Source organism: Gordonia oryzae, assembly GCF_003797185.1.
Taxonomy (GTDB): Bacteria; Actinomycetota; Actinomycetes; order Mycobacteriales; family Mycobacteriaceae; genus Gordonia; species Gordonia oryzae.
The window spans coordinates 114,871-136,661 of record NZ_RKMH01000008.1 but is presented as its reverse complement, the minus strand read 5'-3'; the positions used below and the strand labels follow the sequence as shown (position 1 = coordinate 136,661).

20 protein-coding genes are annotated in these 21,791 nt (G+C 67.3%); 12 read left to right on the top strand and 8 right to left on the bottom strand.

The features are described from left to right. The first annotated feature begins 12 nt into the window (after positions 1-12). From cydB to cydC, 3 genes are read left to right on the top strand one after another with little or no spacing between them, the layout of a single operon-like run. Positions 13-1,089 (top strand): cytochrome d ubiquinol oxidase subunit II, encoded by a 1,077-nt coding sequence (gene cydB / locus EF294_RS11900; protein WP_123929962.1) that lies wholly within the window; start codon positions 13-15, stop codon positions 1,087-1,089. After that, positions 1,080-2,792: a thiol reductant ABC exporter subunit CydD gene (gene cydD, locus EF294_RS11895; protein ID WP_185091047.1), complete on the top strand. Its 1,713-nt coding sequence runs from the start codon at positions 1,080-1,082 to the stop codon at positions 2,790-2,792. Before cydB ends, cydD begins: the two co-directional genes overlap by 10 nt. A 52-nt stretch (positions 2,793-2,844) precedes the next feature. Next, positions 2,845-4,554, top strand: coding sequence for a thiol reductant ABC exporter subunit CydC (cydC, locus tag EF294_RS11890; protein ID WP_123930346.1), 1,710 nt, complete (start codon positions 2,845-2,847; stop codon positions 4,552-4,554). Here cydC and EF294_RS11885 read toward each other — a convergent pair. Continuing rightward, positions 4,535-5,002: a MarR family winged helix-turn-helix transcriptional regulator gene (locus tag EF294_RS11885; protein ID WP_123929959.1), complete on the bottom strand. Its 468-nt coding sequence runs from the start codon at positions 5,000-5,002 to the stop codon at positions 4,535-4,537. The genes cydC and EF294_RS11885 overlap by 20 nt on opposite strands. A 97-nt stretch (positions 5,003-5,099) precedes the next feature. Here EF294_RS11885 and EF294_RS11880 point away from each other — a divergent pair, with 97 nt between their 5' ends. The 3 genes from EF294_RS11880 (at position 5,100) to EF294_RS11870 (ending at position 7,699) form a co-directional block, all read left to right on the top strand. Beyond that, positions 5,100-6,026 carry an extracellular catalytic domain type 1 short-chain-length polyhydroxyalkanoate depolymerase gene (locus EF294_RS11880; protein WP_123929956.1) on the top strand — a complete coding sequence of 309 codons (927 nt, stop codon included), beginning with the start codon at positions 5,100-5,102 and terminating at the stop codon, positions 6,024-6,026. A 368-nt stretch (positions 6,027-6,394) separates the two neighbouring features. After that, positions 6,395-6,598, top strand: a complete 204-nt coding sequence (locus EF294_RS22085; protein ID WP_246007814.1) for a hypothetical protein — start codon at positions 6,395-6,397, stop codon at positions 6,596-6,598. A gap of 381 nt (positions 6,599-6,979) precedes the next feature. Further along, positions 6,980-7,699 carry a hypothetical protein gene (locus EF294_RS11870; RefSeq protein ID WP_123929953.1) on the top strand — a complete coding sequence of 240 codons (720 nt, stop codon included), beginning with the start codon at positions 6,980-6,982 and terminating at the stop codon, positions 7,697-7,699. Between the two features lie 57 nt (positions 7,700-7,756). On the opposite strand, the gene EF294_RS11865 is transcribed toward EF294_RS11870, so the two are convergent. From EF294_RS11865 to EF294_RS11850, 4 genes are all read right to left on the bottom strand, one after another. Next, entirely contained in the window at positions 7,757-8,428 is a 672-nt protein-coding gene (locus tag EF294_RS11865) for a heme-binding beta-barrel domain-containing protein (RefSeq protein WP_123929950.1), read from the bottom strand. A gap of 245 nt (positions 8,429-8,673) precedes the next feature. Beyond that, entirely contained in the window at positions 8,674-8,979 is a 306-nt protein-coding gene (locus EF294_RS11860; RefSeq protein ID WP_123929947.1) for a DUF1416 domain-containing protein, read from the bottom strand. A gap of 2 nt (positions 8,980-8,981) precedes the next feature. Then, entirely contained in the window at positions 8,982-9,821 is an 840-nt protein-coding gene (locus EF294_RS11855) for a sulfurtransferase (protein ID WP_123929944.1), read from the bottom strand. 396 nt (positions 9,822-10,217) lie between these two features. After that, entirely contained in the window at positions 10,218-11,186 is a 969-nt protein-coding gene (locus EF294_RS11850) for an LmeA family phospholipid-binding protein (protein ID WP_185091046.1), read from the bottom strand. Between the two features lie 183 nt (positions 11,187-11,369). Here EF294_RS11850 and EF294_RS11845 point away from each other — a divergent pair, with 183 nt between their 5' ends. The 6 genes from EF294_RS11845 to pstB all read left to right on the top strand — a co-directional run bounded on the left by EF294_RS11845 (position 11,370) and on the right by pstB (position 18,169). Further along, complete coding sequence (locus EF294_RS11845) at positions 11,370-12,170, top strand: winged helix-turn-helix transcriptional regulator (RefSeq protein WP_123929939.1); 801 nt, start codon at positions 11,370-11,372, stop codon at positions 12,168-12,170. Next, positions 12,160-13,092, top strand: coding sequence for a mycothiol synthase (gene mshD, locus EF294_RS11840; RefSeq protein WP_123929936.1), 933 nt, complete (start codon positions 12,160-12,162; stop codon positions 13,090-13,092). Before EF294_RS11845 ends, mshD begins: the two co-directional genes overlap by 11 nt. 1,031 nt (positions 13,093-14,123) lie before the next feature. After that, positions 14,124-15,248, top strand: a complete 1,125-nt coding sequence (gene pstS, locus EF294_RS11835) for a phosphate ABC transporter substrate-binding protein PstS (protein ID WP_185091045.1) — start codon at positions 14,124-14,126, stop codon at positions 15,246-15,248. Positions 15,249-15,307: 59 nt separating this feature from the next. Beyond that, positions 15,308-16,396, top strand: coding sequence for a phosphate ABC transporter permease subunit PstC (gene pstC / locus EF294_RS11830; RefSeq protein WP_123929930.1), 1,089 nt, complete (start codon positions 15,308-15,310; stop codon positions 16,394-16,396). After that, complete coding sequence (pstA, locus tag EF294_RS11825) at positions 16,393-17,322, top strand: phosphate ABC transporter permease PstA (RefSeq protein WP_123929926.1); 930 nt, start codon at positions 16,393-16,395, stop codon at positions 17,320-17,322. Before pstC ends, pstA begins: the two co-directional genes overlap by 4 nt. Before the next feature lie 70 nt (positions 17,323-17,392). Further along, positions 17,393-18,169 (top strand): phosphate ABC transporter ATP-binding protein PstB, encoded by a 777-nt coding sequence (pstB, locus tag EF294_RS11820; protein WP_123929923.1) that lies wholly within the window; start codon positions 17,393-17,395, stop codon positions 18,167-18,169. Between the two features lie 108 nt (positions 18,170-18,277). Here the strand turns inward: pstB and EF294_RS21425 are convergent, their stop codons facing one another. The 3 genes from EF294_RS21425 to EF294_RS11810 form a co-directional block, all read right to left on the bottom strand. Next, positions 18,278-18,430, bottom strand: coding sequence for a hypothetical protein (locus tag EF294_RS21425; protein ID WP_185091044.1), 153 nt, complete (start codon positions 18,428-18,430; stop codon positions 18,278-18,280). 133 nt (positions 18,431-18,563) lie between these two features. Beyond that, positions 18,564-19,220 (bottom strand): phosphate signaling complex protein PhoU, encoded by a 657-nt coding sequence (phoU, locus tag EF294_RS11815; protein WP_123929919.1) that lies wholly within the window; start codon positions 19,218-19,220, stop codon positions 18,564-18,566. A gap of 117 nt (positions 19,221-19,337) precedes the next feature. Further along, positions 19,338-21,662: an LCP family protein gene (locus EF294_RS11810; RefSeq protein WP_123929916.1), complete on the bottom strand. Its 2,325-nt coding sequence runs from the start codon at positions 21,660-21,662 to the stop codon at positions 19,338-19,340. Positions 21,663-21,791: the final 129 nt, after the last annotated feature.

Genomic DNA, 21,791 nt, shown 5'->3' with positions numbered 1-21,791 from the left:
GAGCGGGACAAGATGTCACTCGAAAACTTCTGGTTCATCGTCGTCGCGGTCCTGTTCATCGGCTATTTCGTACTCGAGGGCTTCGACTTCGGCGTCGGCATGCTGATGCCGTTCCTCGGCGCGAGCCACACCGGTGGCGATGAGAAGGTCTCAGACGGCGACGACGCCGCAGACCCGGACAAACGCAGGCGAGCACTGCTCAACACCATCGGCCCGGTGTGGGACGGCAACGAGGTGTGGCTGCTGACCGCCGGCGGCGCACTGTTCGCGGCGTTCGGTGGTTGGTACGCAACGATGTTCACCGCGTTCTACCTGCCGCTGTTCCTCATCCTGATCGGACTGATCACCCGGGTCGTGGCCATCGAGTGGCGGGGCAAGATCAACGACCCGCGCTGGCGGATGTGGTGCGACGTCGGCATCGGCCTGGGTTCGTGGATTCCCGCACTGCTGTGGGGCGTGGCCTTCGCCAACGTCGTCCGCGGTCTGCCGATCGACGCCGCGCACCAGTACACCGGCGGATTCTTCAACCTGCTCAATCCCTATGCGCTACTCGGTGGTGTCACCACGCTGCTTGCGTTCCTGACCCACGGTGCGGTGTTCCTCGGACTCAAGACCAGCGGCGTGCTGGCGCAGGACGCGATGAGGTACGCCAAGCTGCTGGCCATTCCGACGCTGGTCGTGGCCGCGGCGTTTCTGCTGTGGACGCAGTTCGCCTACGGCAACGGCTGGACGTGGATCCCGGTGCTCATCGCCGCCGTCGCCGCGCTGGTCATGGTGGCGGCGACCCAGGTGCAGCGCGAGGGTATAGCCTTCCTGGCGACCTCGATCGCCATCGCCGGGACCGTGGCGACGTTGTTCTCGGTGCTGTTCCCGAATGTGCTTCCGTCGAACACTGATTCGGCCTACAACATGACCGTTGCCAACACCGCGTCGAGTCATTACACGCTGACCGTGATGACCATTGCCGCGCTGATCATGACTCCCGTCGTCATCGCCTATCAGGGGTGGACCTACTGGGTCTTCCGCAAGCGCATCAGTGTCGGCCAGATCCCGGCACCGACCGGCTTGTCGTTGAAGGCATGGCACTAGCGGAGGAGGACGGGGTTTCACGGCGCACACGGCGGGCCCGCCCGCCGCTCGATCCCCGCCTGCTCCGGTATTCGCCCGCCACCCGGCGCTATGTGCTGGTGACCGCCCTGCTGGCGGCGGTCACCACGGTCGCGGTGATCGTCACCGCGGTGATGACGGCGTCGATCCTCGCGGAGTTGGTGACCGAGCCGGCACGCCGTTGCCTCGCCGCGCAGTCGGTGCATCTGTGGGTGCTGGCGGCGGCGGTCGTCGTCCGCGTGCTCACCTCGTTCGGCCACGATCGGTACGCGCACCGGGCCTCGGCGACCGCGATCGCCGAGCTGCGCGCCCGCGCCCTGGATGTATTGACCGACCCGGACCGCACGCCGCCGCGCGAGCTGGTGGCGCGCCGCGAACACGCGACAACGGTGCTGCTACGGGGCCTCGGCGCGCTGGGCCCGTATCTGTCGGGATATGTGCCCGCCTTGATCGTGACGGTCCTGGTCACGCCGACGGTGCTGGCCGTCATCGCCGTCGCCGACTGGCCGTCTGCGGTGATCATCGTGATCACGCTGCCGCTGATCCCGCTGTTCATGATCCTCATCGGACTGATGACACGTGATCGCACCGAGCGCAAGCTCGCGACGATGAGCCGACTCAGCGCTCAACTGCTCGACCTAGTCACCGGTTTGCCCACGCTGCGCGCACTCAATCGCGCCCGCGCGCCCGCCCGGCAGGTCGCCGATCTGGGGCAGGCGCACCGGCGCAACTCGATGTCGTCGTTGCGGGTGGCGTTCCTCTCCGGCGGGGTCCTGGAGTTCCTCGCGACCATCAGCGTGGCGTTGGTCGCCGTCGGTATCGGCCTGCGTCTGGTGTCGGGCGAGATGACCTTGTACGCCGGTATTCTCGCACTCATTCTGGCGCCCGAGGCATACCTGCCGATGCGTCAGGTCGGCGCGCAGTTCCACAACTCGGTCGACGGGGTGACCGCCGCCGGCGAGGTGCTCGACCTCATCGACGCCGGTTCCACGGGCGCGGGTGTCGGCCGGACGCGCTCGTGCACCGTTGCCGGAGAACCGATCCGGCTGCTCGATGTCGGTGTGCACGGCCGGGACGGCTGGGCGCCGTGCGAACTCACGGCAACCGCGCATCCCGGTGAGCTGACGGTGTTCACCGGACCCAACGGATCGGGCAAGTCGACGATGTTCGCCGCTGTCCTCGGACTGCTCGCGCCCGACGAGGGGTCGGTGCTCGTCGGGTCGATCCCGGTGGCCGAACTCGAACCCGATGCCTATCACGAGCAGGTCGCGTGGCTGCCCCAACAGCCGGTCGTGGTGCCCGGCACCGTCGCCGACAATCTCGCGCTCTTCGGCGCCCTCGACCCGGTGCGGCTCCGTCGCGCCTGCACCGCAACGGGTTTCGACGAGGTCTTGACCTCGTTGCCGGACGGCGCCGACACCGTGCTCGGTACCGGTGGCGTCGGGCTCTCCGCGGGGCAGCGGCAGCGGCTCGCGCTGACGCGGGTGCTGGCATCGCCGTCGCCGCTGTTGCTGCTCGACGAGCCCACCGCACACCTCGACGCCGCGAGCGAGGAGTCGGTGCTCGCCGCGCTGGCCGCGCGGGCGCGCGCCGGTGACACCGTGCTCGTCGTCGCCCATCGCGATGTGGCCCGCGCACACGCCGACCACGTGGTCGAACTCCCGGAGGTACTCGGTGTCCGCTGATCTCGCTGAGACCTCTGAAGCCGCAGAAAGCACTGGGCGGCATCGTGATCCGTTGATCCGCGCGCTGGGATTCCTCGGTCTGCGCACCCGGCCGGTGCTGTGGTCGCTGATGCTCGGCGTGGCCGGTGCCCTCTCGGCGCTGGGGCTTGCTGCGCTCTCGGCGTGGCTGATCACCCGGGCCTGGCAGATGCCGCCGGTGCTGTACCTGTCGGTCGCGATCACCGCCGTTCGCGCACTGGGCATCTCGCGGGGACTGTTCCGGTACCTGGAGCGCCTCGCCACCCACGACCTCGCACTCGGCGCGATGGCGACCGCGCGCGAACGCCTGTATGTGGCGCTGGCGTCGGGATCGCCCGCCTACTCGGTCACTCTGCGTCGCGGAGATCTGTTGACCCGCACCGGAGACGACGTCGACGAGATCGGCAATGCGCTCATCCGGGCGCTCATCCCGATCGGCGTCGGAATGACGACCTCGGTGGCCGCCGTGGCGATCATGGCGCTGGTCTCCGGGTGGGCCGCCCTCGTCCTCGCGATCGCCCTGATCGTGTCCGGGGTGATCGCGCCCTGGCTGGCGGCCCGCGGCTCCGATCGCGCGCTCGGTGACGCCGCCCGCGCGAACACCGCGGCCGCCGAGGCGACCACCACCGCCCTGTGGCATGCGCCCGAGCTGGCCGTCTCGCGGCGGCGGCGCAGTGTGCTGGCCAGCGCGCGGCAAGCCGATGCCGAGGCGATCCGGGCCGCTGACCGCGGTGAACGGATCGAAGCGCTGGCCGCCGCGGCGACCCCACTCTCGTTGGGGGCGTCGCTGATCGCGGCCTGCGTTATCGCGATTGGCCTCGCCTCGGGGGTTTCCGGCTCGCTGGCCGGCGTCTCGAGTACCACCGGCCTGCTGACGCCGATGGTGCTCGGCGTGGTGATCCTGTTGCCGCTGTCCTCCTTCGAGTCCACGGCGTTGCTGACCGAGGCGGGAATCCAACTCGAGCGCAGCCGCCAGAGCGCCGCACGGGTGATGGCACTGGTCGACGGGGCACGCCAGATCGGCGAGGACTCGGCGGTGGGGGATGCGGCCATCGACGACGTCGCCGTGCACGTCGAGCCCACGACCCTGCGCCTCGACGCTGCGCGCTGGGGATGGTCGGATGCGACAGTGCTCGGCCCCGACGCGGGCGTGACCGTCACGCTGAGGCCGGGCGCACGCATGGCCGTCGTCGGACCCAGTGGTATCGGCAAGTCGACGCTGCTGTTGACGATGGCCGGTCTGCTCGATGCCCGCGGTGGGTCGGTGACGGCCATCGACGACGCCGGGAATCTGCTGGTAATCCGGTCGGCGACATGTTATTTCGCCGAGGAGGGGCACATCTTTTCCACGTCGCTCGAGGAGAACCTCCGCGTCGCTCGTGGGGATGTGACCGTCGAGGAGATACACGCGGCGCTCGCCGAGGTGGGACTGGCCGACTGGGTGGCCGAACTGCCCGACGGGCTGGGCACCGAATTGACTGGCGGCGCCGAATCGCTCAGCGGTGGGCAGCGCCGGCGACTGCTGCTCGCCCGGGCGTTGCTGCATCGCGCGCCGATCGTGCTGCTCGACGAGCCGACCGAACACCTCGACGCGGCCGACGCCGAGCGCCTGCTGGGGCGCATCCTCGACCCGTCGTCGAGCATGTTCGCCCCGGATCGGACCGTGGTGGTGGTGACGCACCAGCTCTCGGCGGTGGACCGGGCGGCGGTCCACGTGGTCGATCTCAGTCCGGCGGTGCGCTGAGCCGTGAGTGGCGCGCGTTCTGTAGCAGAACGTCGAGTGTGTCGCCGAAGCCGGCGAGGCGCTGCTCACCGAGCACCTCGCGCCATTCGTCTTCTATGGCGAGCGCGTTGGCGCGCATGACCCGAAGCGCGCTGCGTCCGCGGCCGGTGAGGTGAATTCGTTTGGCGCGCGCGTCGTCGGGGTCGGGTTCGCGGGAGACGTACTCGTGGCGTTCCAGGGCGGTTACGGCCTGCGCGACCGCTTGCCGACTCACGCCGAGCCGGGTCGCGAGGTCTGAGGCGTGGCAGCCGCCATCGATGAGGCCCATCAACACCAGGGACTGCGCCGGACGGATTCCGTCGAGTCCGGCGTCGGCGAAGGCGAGCGCCAGCCGCGGCCCGGCACTTGCCGAGAGCATCTGGAGCAGGGCGGGCACCGTGGGACGCCGTCCGGGTAGACGCGAGGCCATGGTGGAAAGTCTGCCAAACCCGCGATCGCGAGTACGGAGCCCGCCAGTAATGACAAGTAGCTTGTCAAATTGGGTCGATCGGGTGAGACTTGTCCGCATGCGCGCAAGACACTGGTCCGTCGCCATCGCCATCGCCGTGATCGTTACCGCATCTGGCTGCGGCCAGGGCGATGCGGTGGGCGCCCCGCCGGGCGGCATCCCTGTCGGCTCTTCGCATGCGGCCATTGAGTTCGGCGGCCAGCAGCGCAGCTACGAGATCTACCGACCCGCTCGGTTGCCGTCGTCGGCGCCACTGGTGGTGATGCTGCACGGCGGTTACGGCGATGCGCGGCAGGCGGAGCGGGCGTACGGGTGGGATGCGGTGGCCGACCGTGGTGGAGTTCTCGTCGCGTACCCGCAGGGCGTCGGACGCTCGTGGAACGCCGGAAGTTGCTGCGGCCCGGCCCAGCGCCGCAACGTCGACGATGTCGGGTTTGTGCTCGCCATGGTGCATGACATCGAACGTCGCACCTCGATCGACATCCGACGCGTGTTCGCGACCGGTATGTCGAACGGTGCGATGATGGCACTGCGCTTACCCTGTGAGACATCGGAATTCGCGGCGATCGCGCCGGTGGCGGGAACGATCGTCACCGACTGCGTCGGGGCTCACCCAACCTCGGTGCTGCAGATCCACGGAACGTCCGACGACCGCGTCCCGTATGGCGGAGGTCCGGGTGAGGCGTTCAACGCCGGCGGGACCGCCCGGGTCGAGGGCATGTCCATCCCGCAGGTGAATGCGCTGTGGAGGGCGACCGACCGCTGCGGCCCACCCGTTACCGTGACGGCGGGATCGGTGACTCGGTCGTCGGCGACATGCGCGCAGTCCAGGGCCGTCGAACTCATCTCCGTGACCGGTGCCGGACATCAGTGGCCCGGGAGCAATACCGCATCTGTAGGCGCGGCGCGCGGCGCGCCGGTGCCGTCGACCGTCCTGGATGCGACATCGGTGATCTGGCAGTTCTTCACGGCGCATCCGGCGTGACGCCTCGGCGCGAAAAAGCATTGCCGGGCTTGCGATTGCGGCGTACTTTCGTCGGTACACATGGAAGGAGGTGGTCCGAAGTTGATTGGCACACGGACAAGTGAGGTGACCATCCGCTGACGCGGAGATCCATCTGATATCCCTCGATCGATCCCTCGCATCGGCGAATACCAGGTGGTCACCCGACCCCCGCACCCGACCTGGTCCGGTCGCTCGGCCCGAATCCCCGGGCGGTGCGGGGGTCGTTCCATGTGCGGGCTCGGATCTTTCTCGTGTGCCCGGGTTTTCGGGTAGCGCACTACTCGTGTTCGGGCGGTCCGGCGGGTGTGGACTGACGTGCAGATCAGCCCACCAACGCGGGAAACGTCATGAACACCGGCATCCTGAATTCGTCCGACACTGCTTCATCTCCGGCTGTGGGTGTCGCGACCGCATCGACGCCGGAGTTCTCGGTACCCACCAGCGGGTTGTCGCGCTTTCTCACCCGGGGCGAACACGGGTGGAAACGTGGAAACGACGACGGCGCGGTACCTGGATCGCGGGTTACCTCGGCGGGCTCACTGGCCGTCTGACCCTGCCAACCGCCGCCGCGCCGATCTTTTCGTACTCTCGACTCCCGGCTTCCTCGCGATGTCGGGTGCGCCGCGACGAATCGCGGTGCTGATGACCGGGCTCGGTGGGGGCCTTCGGCGTCGTCGTCGCGCTCGCCGGGCAATCCGGTCCCGATCCCTCCCGGCCCCGGCATCCACTATGTGCAGGCGGCTCGGGAAAGCGGGCAGCCCGTCGTCGTCGACGTCATCCGCGTGCGGCCCTGATGTCTATGACGCCTGATGTGTATGAAGCCCGATGTGTATGACGGTGATGTCTATGACGTTCCCGGCGGAAGCCGGGCACATCGTCATATCGATCAACCTCCCTGGGCGACATGGGGGATTGGCGGTAGCGTATGCGAGGTGAACGAACCGGGGAGCCCCTATTCGAATCCGCACGCCCAGCAGCAGTACGCCCAGCAGCAGTATCCCCAGCAGCAGTACGCCCAGCAGCAGTGGGGTGGCGCCCAGTACCCGGGCGGTGTCGTGGTGCCGGGTGCGTATGGGGCCGCACCGTACGCACCCACCCCGAAGCCGCCGCTGCGCCACGTCGGGCTGACGCGGACGTTTGCCGCGTGCACGATGCTCGCGTGGCTGCTCATCGGTGTTTTCGGGTTTCTCACCTTCGCGACGGTGACCGCAAACGACGGCGGCGACTCGACATTCAACGGATGGGCTCACTGGACCTCGCAGGGTGAGGGACTGCCGCTGGTGGGCGGATCGCATGCCGTCGTCTTCCCGGGGGTGCTCCTGCCGCTACTCATCCTCTTTCCCACCCTGCTGTCGTCGATCCTTATCCTGTGCAACGTCGCCCGGCGCGGATTCTCTGCGGTGAACGTGGTGTTCGGGGTCATCGGTGCGGGCGTGGCGACGGTGGCCGTCGTCGATCCCTCGGTAGTGGTCGGCACCTTCGACAACGACTCATCGCAGTACATCGACGCCCACTACACCTTCTCGGCCGGACCGTCAGCGATCCTGAACGTGATACTCGGCGTTGTGGTGGTGCTTCTGGGAATCGGCGGAATCATCTGGGGTGGCAAGGCGCCCGCGCCGGCGCCGGTCCATGCACCGCCGTCGGTGTGACGGCGCAGCAGTGAGCCGACGCAGCAGTGAGCCGGCAGCAGTTGGCCGACGCAGCAGTTAGCCGACGTGACGCCGCAGCTTGGCCGACAGGCGCGGGGTGAGGTCGCCCTCGGCGTCGACGCGTTCCTCGACGTAGGCGAGATCGCCGTCGGGCACGATGCCATAGAGACGCTTGGCGCCTCCGGTGTGCTTGCCCGACTCGGAGCGGATGATGACGTCGGTGGTCAGATTCCACGACGTCTGAGTGAGCGGGCGGCCGTAGTAGAGCTCGATGGAGCCCTCGGCGTGGGTGAGGAGGAGTTCGATGCTGTCGTCCTCGCCGATCCGCCAGAAGCCCGCCTCACGCAGATCGGGTCGGACGAAGTTGCCGTCGTCATCGATCACCCATGAACGGGCTTCCCAGTTGAGAAAGTTCTGTCCGTCGTGGCTCACCACGATCTGTTGGGCGAAGTGGTAGTCGGTACCGCTGACCGGGTCGTGGCCCTCGCCCTCGCCACGCCAGACTCCGACCATCGGCAGGAGGGCGAGCAGGCCAGGATGCAGGTCGGCGCCGATCCGCAGATTGGCGGTGTCGGCGGGCAACGGCAGATCGTCCCACGCGGGGGCGTTGCGTTCGCGGCTACCGGATTCGGCGGCGCGGACTTCGGCCTGGTTGATCGCCTCGTCGCCCGACCGACGTGGGATATCGGCCCCGTCGGGGTCGGGCTGTCCGTCGGACGGCAGGGTCACGATTCGTCGTTGACCAGGCGGTAGATCACGTACAGCGTGAACCAGATGATCAGCAGCGTTGCCAGACCCAGCAGGATTTCGAAGAAGAGGACCACGGGTGGGAGTTTACCTCTCGGGGTGTGCGCGGACGTCGTCGGACCGGCCGAGTGAAAGATGAATCACGCGCGCCCGGCGAAGAACCGGTGAGGATGCCAACGGCCCGGCCACCGCGAGGGTGACCGGGCCGTCGGGGAGACCGCGTGGACTTACTTGCTGACGGTGATGTCGTGCGTATGCACGCCGGGTCCGTCCGGGTTGACGGTGACGTCACCGTTGCCGACCGAGCTCAGCGCACGCAGCGTCCACTGGCCGGGCGCGGCGAAGAAGCGGAAGTCGCCGGTGGGGCTGGCGACAACCTCGGCGGTGAACTCACCGGTCTCGTCGAGCAGCCGCACGAACGCACCCGCGACCGGGCTCCCGGAGTTGTCGGTGACCTGTCCGGTCAGGACGGTCTCCTTCTCGACATCGACGCCCGCGGGCAGCTTCTGTCCCTGCTTGGGTGCAGCACACATGATTACTTACCTTCTCCCAGTTCAACCGGAACACCAACGAGCGAGCCGTATTCGGTCCAGCTGCCGTCGTAGTTCTTGACGTTCTTGTGGCCCAACAGTTCCTGCAAAACGAACCAGGTGTGGCTGGAACGCTCGCCGATGCGGCAGTAGGCGATGGTTTCCTTCTCGCCGTCGAGGCCGGCGTCGGAGTACAGCTCGGCGAGTTCGTCGTCGCTGCGGAAGGTGCCGTCCTCGTTGGCGGCCTTGCTCCACGGCACGTTGATGGCACCGGGAATGTGGCCGGGACGCTGGCTCTGCTCCTGCGGCAGGTGGGCAGGGGCGAGGATCTTGCCGGAGAACTCGTCGGGGCTACGCACGTCGACGAGGTTCTTGGCGCCGATGGCCTCGACGACCTCGTCGCGGAAGGCGCGGATCGAGTTGTCCGGATCGGCGGCCTTGTACTCGGTGGCCGGACGGCTCACGGCGTCGGTGGATAGCGGACGGCCGTCGAGCTCCCACTTCTTGCGGCCGCCGTCGAGCAGCTTCACGTCCTGGTGGCCGTAGAGCTTGAAGTACCAGTAGGCGTACGCCGCGAACCAGTTGTTGTTGCCGCCGTAGAGCACGACGGTGTCGTCATTGGCGATGCCGCGCTCGGAGAGCAGCGCGGAGAACTGCTCGCGGTCGACGAAGTCGCGACGAACCGGATCCTGCAGGTCGGTCTTCCAGTCGAGCTTGACCGCGCCCTCGATGTGGCCGCCGTCGTAGGCGCTGGTGTCCTCGTCGACCTCGACGAACACGACCTTGTCGGTGTGCAGGTTCTGCTCAGCCCAATCGGCGCTGACCAGGACGTCGGAACGTGCCATGGGTGTTTCCTCCGTTAGATGTGGGTATCGGGTGTGGTGGAGTTGATCGTGAAACAGCGATGAAGGCGACCGGCCTCAGACGCCGGCGGACTTCGGCGGATGATGACGGCATGATCGGGGCGAGAACCCAGGATCTCGGTTGGATGGCGTCGTCATGGAACGCGCGCCCGACCGGCCGACATCGAGTGATCCCCGACTCGGGCGCGATGGGGCGGGCACGAGCCAGACGATCACATCGTGATGCGACAGCAACAGTCGGCGACCCGACAGAAGTCGATCGCCCGGCGGCGGGTGAGCATGAACTCACGGCGCTGTTGCATGTCCACGAGGGTACAACAGCGATCGGCGCCCGCCGCAAGCCTGTCCCCGCCCCGGCCCTGGTTGCGATCGTCGCGGTCAGAAGAGTCCGGGCAGCAGGTCGCGTGGCCCGGACCCGGCGGTGAGCAGGATGTCGCTGCCTGAGCTGTGCGCCCCGGTCGCCGGCAGGTCCCACGGCATGGGCAGCAACGGCAGCGTGGCGGTGAAACGCGCGAGAACGGCCGCGCGTAGGGAGGACTTGTCGGCGCCGACGAGTTCCGGTGCCTCGACGTGCTTTTCGGGCCCGGTGTAGAAGCCGGTCGCCTGCACATGCAGCCGGCCGTCGCGCACTGATACCTCGACGGTGACGCTGACCCTGGTCCGCGGGCCCGGGTACTCCGAGGCCGACGGCGCGCGCTGTGGACTCGGCGTCGCACCGGTCGGGGGTGCCGAGTCCGGTGGCAGCGCCACCGATCCGGTCAGCACGATCCCCGAGGTGCGCTCGAGATTGCCGAATTGGGGTCCGCCGCCGCCGACGCGGTCGGGGCCGGCGGGGGTGTTGACGGTGAGATCCAGGACTCCCAGCATACGGCCCAAATTCACCGAGTCGAGTCGCGAGTAGGCGATGACCGAAGCAGCGTGCATGGTGTCGGTGGACCCGATATTGAAGCCGTTGGGGACCCGCAACGTACCGAGTGTCGCCCCGAGTTCGGCGAAGCAGGGGCCGGCCGCCGGATACGAGCATCCCTGCGCGATCGGCACCCCGCGGGCGGTGATCGTGGCACCGGTGAACTCGCCGGAGGAGGCATGGGTCAGGAACGGCAAGCCGCCGAGTGTCACCTCGGGCGGGTAGGCGATACCCGCGGCACTCGCGAGGGACGTCGAGAGGCGATGTTCGCCGCGACTTGCCGCGACGGTGTCGGCGATCGCCGCGATGGCACCCACGACGACGACGAGCGCAAGCGCCACCAGAAGCGCGCGTCGCAGCCGATGACGCCAGGGGGCTGGGGTCGCTGCGTCAGAGGTCACGGCCTCCGAGCCTGCCTTGTTAACAGCCGAACGTGACATTGCGGCTATTCTGTCATCTGTCGCGCACACGTTGGTAAGGCAGAGTAAACATGGCCTTTTGGGCGCGATCGGTGGATCGCCTCAACGTCGAGGTGGCCGGGAGACGGGGTACGACCATCCCCGAGGCCCCTGCCTCGGGACGTCAGGTGCGCGAGGCGCGACGAGGAAGATCGGAGCAAGGACGTGGATCTCCTGTTGTTGACCGCCGATCCCAACCCGGAGTCGGTATTGCCGTCCCTGTCGCTGCTCGCGCACACCGTGCGGGTGGCGCCGACGGAGGTGTCGTCGCTGATGGAGGCGGGTAATTCCGACGTCGCGATCGTCGACGCCCGCACCGACCTGGCCGCGGCCCGCGGACTGTGCCGGCTGCTCGGCAGCACCGGATCGGCGGTGCCGGTGGCCGCGGTGCTCACCGAGGGTGGATTGGTCGCGGTGAATGCTGACTGGGGGCTCGACGAGTTCCTGCTACCCGGGACGGGCCCCGCGGAACTCGACGCCCGCCTGCGCCTGCTCGTCGTGCGCACCCGCGGCATCAGCGCCGAGGAGGCCTCCGGCAAGGTCACGCTCGGTGAGTTGGTCATCGACGAAGGTACCTATACCGCCCGTCTGCGCGGGCGCCCGTTGGATCTGACCTACAAGGAGTTCGAGCTCCTGAAGTATCTGGCGCAGAACGCCGGCCGTGTCTTCACCCGGGCGCAGCTGTTGCAGGAGGTCTGGGGATATGACTTCTTCGGTGGCACCCGCACCGTCGACGTCCACGTGCGGCGCCTGCGCGCGAAACTCGGTAGCGACCACGAGTCGCTGATCGGCACAGTCCGTAACGTGGGCTACAAGGCCGTGCGCCCGACGCGCGGCCGCTCCGCCTCGGCGGAGACCGCCGACGACGAGGCTGAGGATGCGGGAGGCGAACGCCCCGGCGAGGGCTTCGGCGACATCGGCGATACCCGGACCGATCCCTTCGACAAGGAGTTCAGTGCCCCCTGAGGTCGAGTTCCCCGAGGTTCACGTCATCGAGTCCCTGGCGCCGGATATGGCCGCCCACGCGCACCGTCTCGTCGCGGCAGCGGCCACGGCCGACGGGGTGGCGCCACTGTCGGAACAGGCCGTCCTCGCCATCGACGGCGCCGGCGTAGATGTCCGACACGTCGTCAGCGCGGTCGGCTACGCCAATATTGTTGCCGGCCGGGACGACGAGCCGGCGATGATCGAGGCCGTCGTCGATCCCGAACAGCGTCGTCGGGGGCACGGTCGGGCGCTGCTCGAGACCGCATTCACAGCGGCGCGCGAGCGTGCCGGCGCCTCCGCCTCGGACGCCGTGCGGGCCTGGGCACACGGCGATCTGCCGGCCGCGCGGTCGTTGGCCGCATCGCTCGGGCTGCGGCGTCGGCGAGAGCTGTTGCAGTTGAGGCGAACCGGCGGAGCCGATGGCCTGCCCTCCCTCGACGTCCCCGCCGACATCGAAGTGCGCACCTACGCAGGGCCTTCGGACGACGCGGAGATCCTCCGCGTCAACAACGCCGCCTTCGCCTGGCACCCCGAGCAGGGTGGCTGGGCCCCTGAGCAGATCACCGAGCGCGTGGCATCGGACTGGTTCGACCCGGCCGGTTTATTCCTGGCATTCGATGCCGCGGCCGGCGCCGGAGAGTCAGATCGTCGACCACTCTTGGGTTTTCACTGGACCAAGACGCAGGGGCCGGGCCTCGGCGAGGTCTACGTCGTCGGTATCGATCCGGCAGCGCAGGGTCGAGGTCTCGGGCGGCTACTGACGCTGGCGGGTCTGCACTACTTCGCCGAGCGTGGCGTCGACGAGGTGATGTTGTACGTAGAAGGTGATAACACCGCGGCGCTGCACACCTATGCGCGGTTGGGCTTTACCCGCTACGCCATCGACGCCGCCTATGGGTGAGTAGGCCTCGGTCACAGGTGATCGTCGTTCGCGCTCCTATCGGGGTGCCCCGCTACGGTGTGATCCGATGCAGTGTGATCTGTTGGGTGGCAACGATTATCGGTGTGGTGCTGGCCGCGCCGCTCGCCGCGGGCGCCCGCTCGCAGACGTGCTGGTGGTGGTCGGCGTAGCGAGGCGGTGCCGCTCTACGGCGGGTTGGTGTCCCGCGTTCACGCCACTCGACTCTGGTTGCGACGCTGGGATATTCGTTCATCCACGCTCTCTCCGACGGCCGGGGATCGGCGTCTTTTCCCGGTTTCCCCTCGTCGAGGGTACGGGGCAGGAGTGCTTCCGCCGGCCAACATTCGCGCGGTGGCCGACACCGACGGCCCTCGCCGCCAGAGCATCGACACAATGCCTCCGTCGCCGCCGTGGCCGGAGCCGACCCGGCGTTGGGTGGCCGAACTCGCTGCGCACGGTGGACCGGCCGGGGTCTGATCACCGCATCGTGCAGCGGCTTGAGCACCGGCAGCCGGAGATCGGCGGCGATCTCGGCCTCCGCGGCCAGCCGCCGTACGTATTCGCCCGCGCGCCCGTGCCACGGACAAAACCGCCACTGGTCCCGACGACCAACGCCGAGCGTCGACGACTGTGGTGGCGGTCGAGGGCCGCGCTGCGAGTGGATTGCCGAGGGACGGGCCACGCCGGGAGGGGCTTTGCGCCGGCGCGCACCCGACGGCAACCCGGCATTCACCGTGCGCTCACCTCAGCGCCGAGCGCGGGCCGCAGGCCATGTGGCGCGCGGTGTCGGCGTGTGGGGGGCCGCGCAGCGTTCCGAAATGGGACGTATCGGTCCAGCTCCGAGGGGTGATTGTCCGATCTGGGTAGCCGGTCGGGAGAAGAGATGGCCGGAATCGACATGTCCGAGTCGTCCAATTCATCTTCCGTTCACCTTTCGTCGGGGGGCCGTCCATCACTGCCCCATAAGGTCAGCTCGACCGGGCAGGGTGGCAACGCCGGACTGCCGTGTTTTGATGCTGGAGGAACCAGAAGTGAAATTGAGTCGTACAGGTGCCGTTGTCGCCGCCATGGCAGCCAGCTCGGCGCTCATTCTTGGCGCGTGTAGCAGTAACGCGGACAAGGGGACCAGCAGCGCGGCACCCGCGTCGGCAGTCGCCAATGTCAAATGCGAGGGCAAGCAGTCCCTCAAGGCCAGCGGCTCGACCGCCCAGGCCAACGCGATGAAAATCTTCTCCACGTCGTTCGCCAAGACCTGCCCGGGCTACGAGCTCGCCTACGGCGGCGGCGGCTCCGGCCAGGGTGTCTCTGACTTCACCCAGGGCCTCACCGACTTCGGCGGCTCCGACTCCCCGCTCAAGGGTGACGAGATCAGCAAGGCCGCCGCGCGTTGCAGCGGTTCCGAAGCCTGGCAGCTGCCGCTGGTCTTCGGTCCGATCGCGGTCGCCTACAACGTCGACGGGGTCAGCGACCTCGCACTGTCCGGCCCGACGCTGGCCAAGATCTTCAGCGGCGAGGTCAAGACCTGGAACGATCCGGTGATCACCGCCGACAACCCGGGCAAGACCCTTCCGGCGACCCCGATCAGCGTCATCTACCGTGCCGATCAGTCGGGTACCACCGATAATTTCCAGAAGTACCTGACCGCCGCCGGCGGGTGGACCAAGGGTGCGGGCAAGACCTTCAACGGCGGTGTCGGCGAGGGTAAGCAGGGCAACCCAGGTGTGGGTTCGGCCGTAAAGCCGACCCCGGGTTCGATCGCTTACGTCGAGTGGGCCTACGCGCAGTCCAACAACCTGTCGATGGCCAAGATCATCACCGATCAGGATCGCAGCGGTGTGGCGTTGACGGCGGAGTCGGGTGGCAAGACCATCGAGTCGGCCACTCTCAAGAACGGCCCGGACAACCACAATATGGTGATCGACACCTCGTCGTTCTACAAGCCCACCTCGGCCGGTGCTTACCCGATCGTTCTGGCAACATATTCGATTGTCTGCTCGAAGTACTCCGATACCTCGGTCGGGCAGGGCGTCAAGTCCTTCCTCTCGGTCTCCTCGGCGCCGCAGAATCAGGGACAGGACCTGATCAATGCGGGCTACATCCCGCTCCCGAGCGACTTCCAGCAGAAGCTGCAGGCCTCGATCAACGCCATTCAGTAGTCGGCGCGGACGTCAACGAAACACCTCGAAGTACCCGAAACCCCTAGGCGATAAGAGTTATGTCAGTGGATGACACCACCGGTACGGGCCGGGGTCATACGGGCAATCCGTACGACCCCGGCGCGCAGCCGCCCGAAACGCCCAACCAGTTACCGCCCGAAGAGGAGCGAGAACTCGACGAGCAACTCCACCCGGGTCTGCGTAGCCACCGAGGTGCCACCGGTGACCGCGTCTTCTCCTATCTCGCCCGGGGTACCGGGTTCTTCGTCATCGCCCTGATCGCCGGTATCGGTATCTCACTGATCGTCGATGCCATACCGGCGATCGCGGCGAACAACGCGAACTTCCTGTTCTCCTCGGAGTGGCAGGTCAGCCAGTCGAATTTCGACGGCAACTCCGTGCGCTTCGGTGTGTGGGAGTTGTTCCGGGCCACCGCGTTGTCGTCGGTCTTCGCCCTGGCGCTGGCCACGCCGATCGCCATCGGCATCGCGGTCTTCCTCGTCGAATACGCACCGCGGCAGATCTCCCGGCCGCTTGGTGCGGTCATCGACCTGCTCGCCGCGGTGCCCTCGATCATCTTCGGCCTCTGGGGCATCTTCATCCTCGCGCCGTTCATCGCGCCGTTCGCGGAATGGTTGAACAGCTCGCTGGGCTGGTTCTTCCTGTTCTCCTCGGGCAGCACGTCGGTCGGCGGCGGCGGCACCCTGTTCACCGCGGGCATCGTGCTCGCGATCATGATGCTGCCGATCATCACCTCCATCACCCGCGAGGTGCTGCGCCAGACGCCGAGCGGTCAGAAGGAGGCCGCGCTCGCGCTCGGCGCCACCAAGTGGGAGGTCATCCGGATGACCTCCTTCCCCTACGGACGCTCGGGCATGATCGCCGCGTCGATGCTCGCTCTCGGACGCGCACTGGGCGAGACCATCGCAGTGATGATCATCCTGAGTTCGGCTGTCGGCCGCCTCAAGTGGTCGCTGTTCGAGGGTGGTGACACCTTCGCCTCCAAGATCGCCCGCGACGTCGGCGAGTTCGTCGGCAGCCACGACACCCAGAGTGCGTATATCGCAGCCGGTCTGATGCTGTTCATCCTCACATTCGTGGTCAATGCGATCGCCCGTTCGATCGCCGGTGGAAAGGTGAACGGATGACCGTCACGATGGAAAAGACTCCCGGGGGTGGCCCGATCAAGGCCTCCGGCACGGCCTTTCGCGAGGTCTCGCTGAGCCGGAAACTGCGCAACAATTCGGCGAAGGGCATCTTTATCGGATGCTTCGTCATCGGCGTCATCCCGTTGGTGTGGCTGCTGTGGACGGTCATCTCCAAGGGCGTCGGTGCCATCACCGACCCGAACTGGTGGTTCGGCGACGCCTACGCCATCGACACCACCACCCAGTTCGGTGCGGGCGTCGCGCCGGCCATCATCGGTTCGATCATCCAAGCGCTCGTCGCCGCGATCATCTCGGTACCGATCGCTGTGCTGACCGCGGTCATGCTTGTGGAGTATCCGACGTCGCGGCTGGTCAAGCCGGTCAGCTTCATGGTCGATATCCTCGCCGGGGTGCCGTCGATCGTGGCCACGCTGTTCATCTTCACCGTCTTCGTCATCGGGTTGTCGTTGGGGCAGAGCGGCTTCATGGTGAGCCTCGCATTGATCCTGCTGATGATCCCGATCGTCGTGCGCTCCACCGAGGAGATGCTCAAACTCGTTCCCGACGAGCTCCGCGAAGCCTCCTATGCGCTGGGCATCCCCAAATGGAAGACCATCATGCGCATCGTCATCCCGACTGCGCTGTCGGGCATGCTGTCGGGCATCTTCCTGGCCATCGCCCGCATCATGGGCGAGACCGCGCCGGTGCTGATCCTCGCCGGACCGGCGATGGCCAAGGTCACGACCAACCCGTTCGAGGGCGGCATGAACTCGTTGCCGCTGTTCATCAAGGACATGTGGATGGCGAGTCAGCCCGCGTCGTCGTTCTACTACTGGGGCGCCGCGCTCACCCTGATCATCATCGTCGCCGTGCTCAACCTGTTCGCCGCCGTACTCTCAAAGTTGCTGGCCCCCAAGACCAAGTAAGTCCGAGTTGCGCCGCAGTCGAAAGGGGCTGTGTGCCAGGCTCATCCAACGCCGTAAAGAAAGTAGTTCCATGGCCAAGCGCCTCGACATCAAAGACCTGAACATCTACTACGGCAAGTTCCACGCCGTGAAGGACGTGACGCTCTCGGTACCGCCGCGCAGCATCACCGCGTTCATCGGCCCGTCGGGCTGCGGTAAGTCGACCGTGCTGCGCACCCTCAACCGGATGCACGAGGAGATCCCGGGCGCCTACGCGGTGGGCAGCGTGCTACTCGACGGTGAGGACATCTACGGCAAGGGCGTGAACCCCACCAGCGTCCGCACGACCATCGGCATGGTGTTCCAGCGCCCCAACCCGTTCCCGACGATGTCGATCCGCGACAACGTGGTCGCCGGGCTCAAACTGCAGGGTGTGCGGGGCAAATCACAGCTCAACGAGGTGTGCGAACGCAGCCTGCGCGGCGCGAACCTCTGGGAAGAGGTCAAGGACCGTCTCGACAAGCCCGGGGGCGGTCTCTCCGGCGGTCAGCAGCAGCGTCTGTGCATCGCCCGCGCGATCGCGGTTTCTCCGGATGTGTTGCTGATGGACGAGCCGTGTTCGGCGCTCGACCCCATCTCGACCCTGGCCATCGAGGACCTGATGGGGGAGCTCAAGAAGGACTACACGATCGTCATCGTCACCCACAACATGCAGCAGGCTGCGCGGGTGAGCGATCAGACGGCGTTCTTCAACCTCGAAGGGGTCGGCCAGCCCGGCCAGCTCGTCGAGATCAACTACACCGAGACGATCTTCTCCAACCCCGCCAAGCGCGAGACCGAGGACTACATCTCGGGACGGTTCGGCTGAGGCCGGCATCACGCAAAGACCGAAGTCCCCGGACCGTCTGGCAGTGTCACGAAGCCGGCGGCCGGGGACTGGTCGTATGTCGCGGTCCTGTCACATGCGGACGTCCTGTCACATGTTGAGATAGAGAATCAGCAGCAGCGCCAGCAGCGACGCGATCACCGCGGCGTAGGTGAGCAGCTGCCGGGCACACACCACGGCTCCGACGTCGCCCTGATCCCCGGCGGCGTTGACATCCTGGTCGGCGGGAGAGTGCAGGCTCATGACGAGCTACGCTAGCCGGTCGCCGGGCCCCGACGCACACCGATCGGTGACCTCGGATCGGGTATCACACGCACACACCACGCGTGGTGCGGCACACAGGAGCGAACTGCACCACGCGCGCGGGTCGGTACGACTAGACGTCGAGGTCGGCGAGGGTCTTGCCGGTCGCCTGGAACACCACTCGGCGTCCGATCATGACGGCGTGATCGGCGAAGCGCTCGTAATAGCGGCCGAGCAGGGTGATGTCGATCGCGGAGGCCACCCCGTGCTCCCATTCCCGGTCCATCAGCACGGTGAACAGGTGACGGTGCAGGTCGTCCATGGCGTCGTCGTCCTCCTCGAGGCGGATGGCAGCCTGAGGATCCTGCGAATCGAGGGCCTCACGGGCGTTACGCGCGAGATGCACGGCCAACCGGCCCATCTCCGCGAAGTAGCCTGCGACCTCCTCGGGTAGCGTCTTGGCGGGGTGGCGACGGCGTGCGACCTTGGCGACGTGCAGTGCGAGCGCACCCATGCGGTCGGCGTCCGAGACGATCTGCAGCGCGCTGACGATGCCGCGCAGATCACCGGCCACCGGGGCCTGCAGGGCCAGCAGCCCGAAGGCCTGCTCCTCGGCACGGGTGGCGAGATCGTTCATCCGGTCGTTCTCACTGATGACCTCTTCGGCGATCGCGAGATCGGCTTGGAGTAGCGAGCGAGTCCCGCGCTCCATCGCCGAGCCCGCGAGGTCGCACATCTCACCCAGAATAGTGTTGAGTGAGTGGAGTTGTTCCTGGTAGGCGGTCCGCATGCGTCAAGGCTACTGCCTGTCTCGCGCGCTCACCGTCACCCGCCGGGTGAACACACCGTGAACGGTGATCGGCGGTTCGACGAGCGCCGGGATGCCCGCCCAACGCAGTGATGCAGGTCACGAACAGGTGGTGTCACCGGCGTTGGTGATGGCCAGGTCGTTGGGCAGATTCGAGGTGTTGGCGGCCGGTGGCAACGACGACGTCGAGAGCGTCGTGCCGACCGCGGGGGCCGTACCGACCGACCCGTCGAAGGTCGACCCCAGAATGACCTCGACTCCGTCGCGGACCGTGCGGTCGAGCTGGATCAACGCGCCCGGGAACATCTCGGCCACCGTGGCCGCCGAGTCCTCCGAACCTATGCCATACCGGATGACGGTGTCGGTGCGATTCTCCGAGGCATCGGCGACGCCCTGGACGTCGAATCCCTGCGCCGACATCTGATCGGAGACCTCGCTGGCGATACCGCTGCGCCCACTGCCATTGAGGACGCGCAGCGAGACGTTGCCGGGGTTCTGAGCGGTCGCCGCTACCTTGGTGGGGGCGGCCGGGGTGGTCGTCGACGGTCGGCCACTCGAGCTGGTGCGGGTCTTCTCGGCCTGCTCGCCGGGCAGCGGCCGATCATCGATGATGGCGTTGAAGATCCTGTTGATCGCGTCGGTGTTGGGCAACTCGTTGTTGCTGCCGTCGGTGGCGGTACCGCTGGTGGGCAGGGTGATGAAGGTGACCCGGCCGGCCTCGATGCCCTGCATCGATTCGGCGAGCTTCAACAAGGAGTCGGTGTTGACGTTGTCGACGACGCTGTAGTTGATGAAGGTATTGACGATCGAATTGAGCTTCGTCGGATTGGTCAGCACGTTGCTCGAGAGACTGGAGCGCAGCAGCGACGACATGAACAGCTGCTGGCGCTTGATGCGGCCGTAGTCGCCGTTGCCCTCGGTGGAAACCATGCGGGCGCGCACGTAGTTGAGTGCTCGTCGGCCGGTCAGCTTCTGCTTGCCCGGTTTCCGCAGGATCTGACCGAGTTCGTAGTCGTAGATCGGCTGTGTCGAACACACCTCCACGCCACCGACCGCGTTGACGACCTTCTCGAAGCCCTCGAAGTCCATCGCGATGAAGTGGTTGATGTTGAGTCCGCTCATCTCGGTGATGACTCGCACCAGACATTGCGGTCCGCCGAGGGCGTAGACGCTGTTGAGTTTCACCTGCGTCTCGGCGTCGAGAGCGGCGCCGTAGGAGTCCTTGTCGTTGTCCCATTGCCGGCACTCCGGCCGGTCGACCTGGAGATCACGGGGGAAGGAGACGGCCACGACGCGGCTGCGGTCGGCGGGGATGTTGACGAGTATGACGGTGTCCGACCGGGCGCCTTCGACGTCGGCCGAGGTACCCGCGCCGACATCGCCGTTCTGCCCATTGCGGGTGTCGGTGCCGACGATGAGGTAGTTCTCGTCGCCATACTGGGCGTTCTTGTTGCGGATGTTGGTGTCGTCGGGGTTGACGGCGATGATATTGCGCCAATTGCCGTTCTTGGAGTTTAGGTAACCCCAGACGAAGCCGGTACCGACCAGCGCCATCACGCAGGCCACCGACACCAGGATCCGTCCGGTGACCGTGGCGTTGCGACGCACCGCCTGCTGGCGTGTGCGAGCCCTCACCCGACGGGGACGCGAGCGGGCCATTGCCGCCAGGTCCGGGGTGCGCTGCAGTGGTGGTCCGGCCGTCTCCGTGGCTTCGGCCGAGCGTGTATGCACGGTCGCGGCGGCGGCGGCGGCGGTGTCGGTGCCGGCGGCGGCGGTGTCGGTGCCGGGGGTGGGTAGGTCCTCGGCGTCGCCGCCCGGCGCGAACTCCTCGGGTGCGACCGGAGCGGCGTGGGAACCCTGTGCGCGCGACTCTTCGCTGGCGCGGCGCGCGGTCGCCTGGTCGGAGAGGTCCACCCCGGTCGGTGTGTCGGCGACCGGGGGGAGCTTCTGGGTGACGTCGGCCGGGGCATAGTGAGTGGCAGGGGGGCTGGACACCGGGGGAACCGACGTCGGGGGAATCGACACAGGGGGAATCGACACAGGGGGAATCGACGCAGGGGGAATCGACGCAGGGGGAATCGACGCAGTCGGCGGGTTCGCGCGCGGAGGAGCAGGCGAAGCGGGCGGGCTCGACCGTGGTCGCCGGAGTCTCGGCCGGGCCGGCGAGATGGCCTGGGTCGGGGTGTCGTCGGATGCTCCGGCCGACGCCTCGTCGGCATTCATCTGTTCCATCAGCTGCCGCACGGTCAGCCGATTGCGCCCCCGGACGAACCGATCCGCGGAGCGGGGCTCGCGGAGCCGATCGGCGGGTGGACTCTCACCGGACGCGGCGAACCTCGACCCGCGTTCGTCGCCGGTACGGCGAGCGTCGGGGTCGTCGCCGTCACCCGGCTGGGCGCCCTTGTTCGGCGTCGAACGACTCAACTGACAGTTCCTCTTCCCCCGGCAAGCTTCCGTGGACCGCGTCGTCGGGGCTCAACGGGACCGGCACGCTCCGATCACGGACCTGCCGCAGCAGGACCTTGCGACATCCTACTTAGTCTCGGCTGGGAA

Excerpts from the sequence above, each read along its gene's own strand:
- cydB (WP_123929962.1), top strand. The coding sequence starts at position 13 with ATGTCACTCGAAAACTTCTGGTTCATCGTCGTCGCGGTCCTGTTCATC.
- cydD (WP_185091047.1), top strand. The coding sequence starts at position 1,080 with ATGGCACTAGCGGAGGAGGACGGGGTTTCACGGCGCACACGGCGGGCC.
- EF294_RS11885 (WP_123929959.1), bottom strand. The coding sequence starts at position 5,002 with ATGGCCTCGCGTCTACCCGGACGGCGTCCCACGGTGCCCGCCCTGCTC.
- EF294_RS11880 (WP_123929956.1), top strand. The coding sequence starts at position 5,100 with ATGCGCGCAAGACACTGGTCCGTCGCCATCGCCATCGCCGTGATCGTT.
- EF294_RS22085 (WP_246007814.1), top strand. The coding sequence starts at position 6,395 with ATGAACACCGGCATCCTGAATTCGTCCGACACTGCTTCATCTCCGGCT.
- EF294_RS11860 (WP_123929947.1), bottom strand. The coding sequence starts at position 8,979 with ATGTGTGCTGCACCCAAGCAGGGACAGAAGCTGCCCGCGGGCGTCGAT.
- EF294_RS11855 (WP_123929944.1), bottom strand. The coding sequence starts at position 9,821 with ATGGCACGTTCCGACGTCCTGGTCAGCGCCGATTGGGCTGAGCAGAAC.
- EF294_RS11850 (WP_185091046.1), bottom strand. The coding sequence starts at position 11,186 with ATGTCACGTTCGGCTGTTAACAAGGCAGGCTCGGAGGCCGTGACCTCT.
- pstC (WP_123929930.1), top strand. The coding sequence starts at position 15,308 with ATGTCAGTGGATGACACCACCGGTACGGGCCGGGGTCATACGGGCAAT.
- pstA (WP_123929926.1), top strand. The coding sequence starts at position 16,393 with ATGACCGTCACGATGGAAAAGACTCCCGGGGGTGGCCCGATCAAGGCC.
- pstB (WP_123929923.1), top strand. The coding sequence starts at position 17,393 with ATGGCCAAGCGCCTCGACATCAAAGACCTGAACATCTACTACGGCAAG.
- EF294_RS21425 (WP_185091044.1), bottom strand. The coding sequence starts at position 18,430 with ATGAGCCTGCACTCTCCCGCCGACCAGGATGTCAACGCCGCCGGGGAT.
- phoU (WP_123929919.1), bottom strand. The coding sequence starts at position 19,220 with ATGCGGACCGCCTACCAGGAACAACTCCACTCACTCAACACTATTCTG.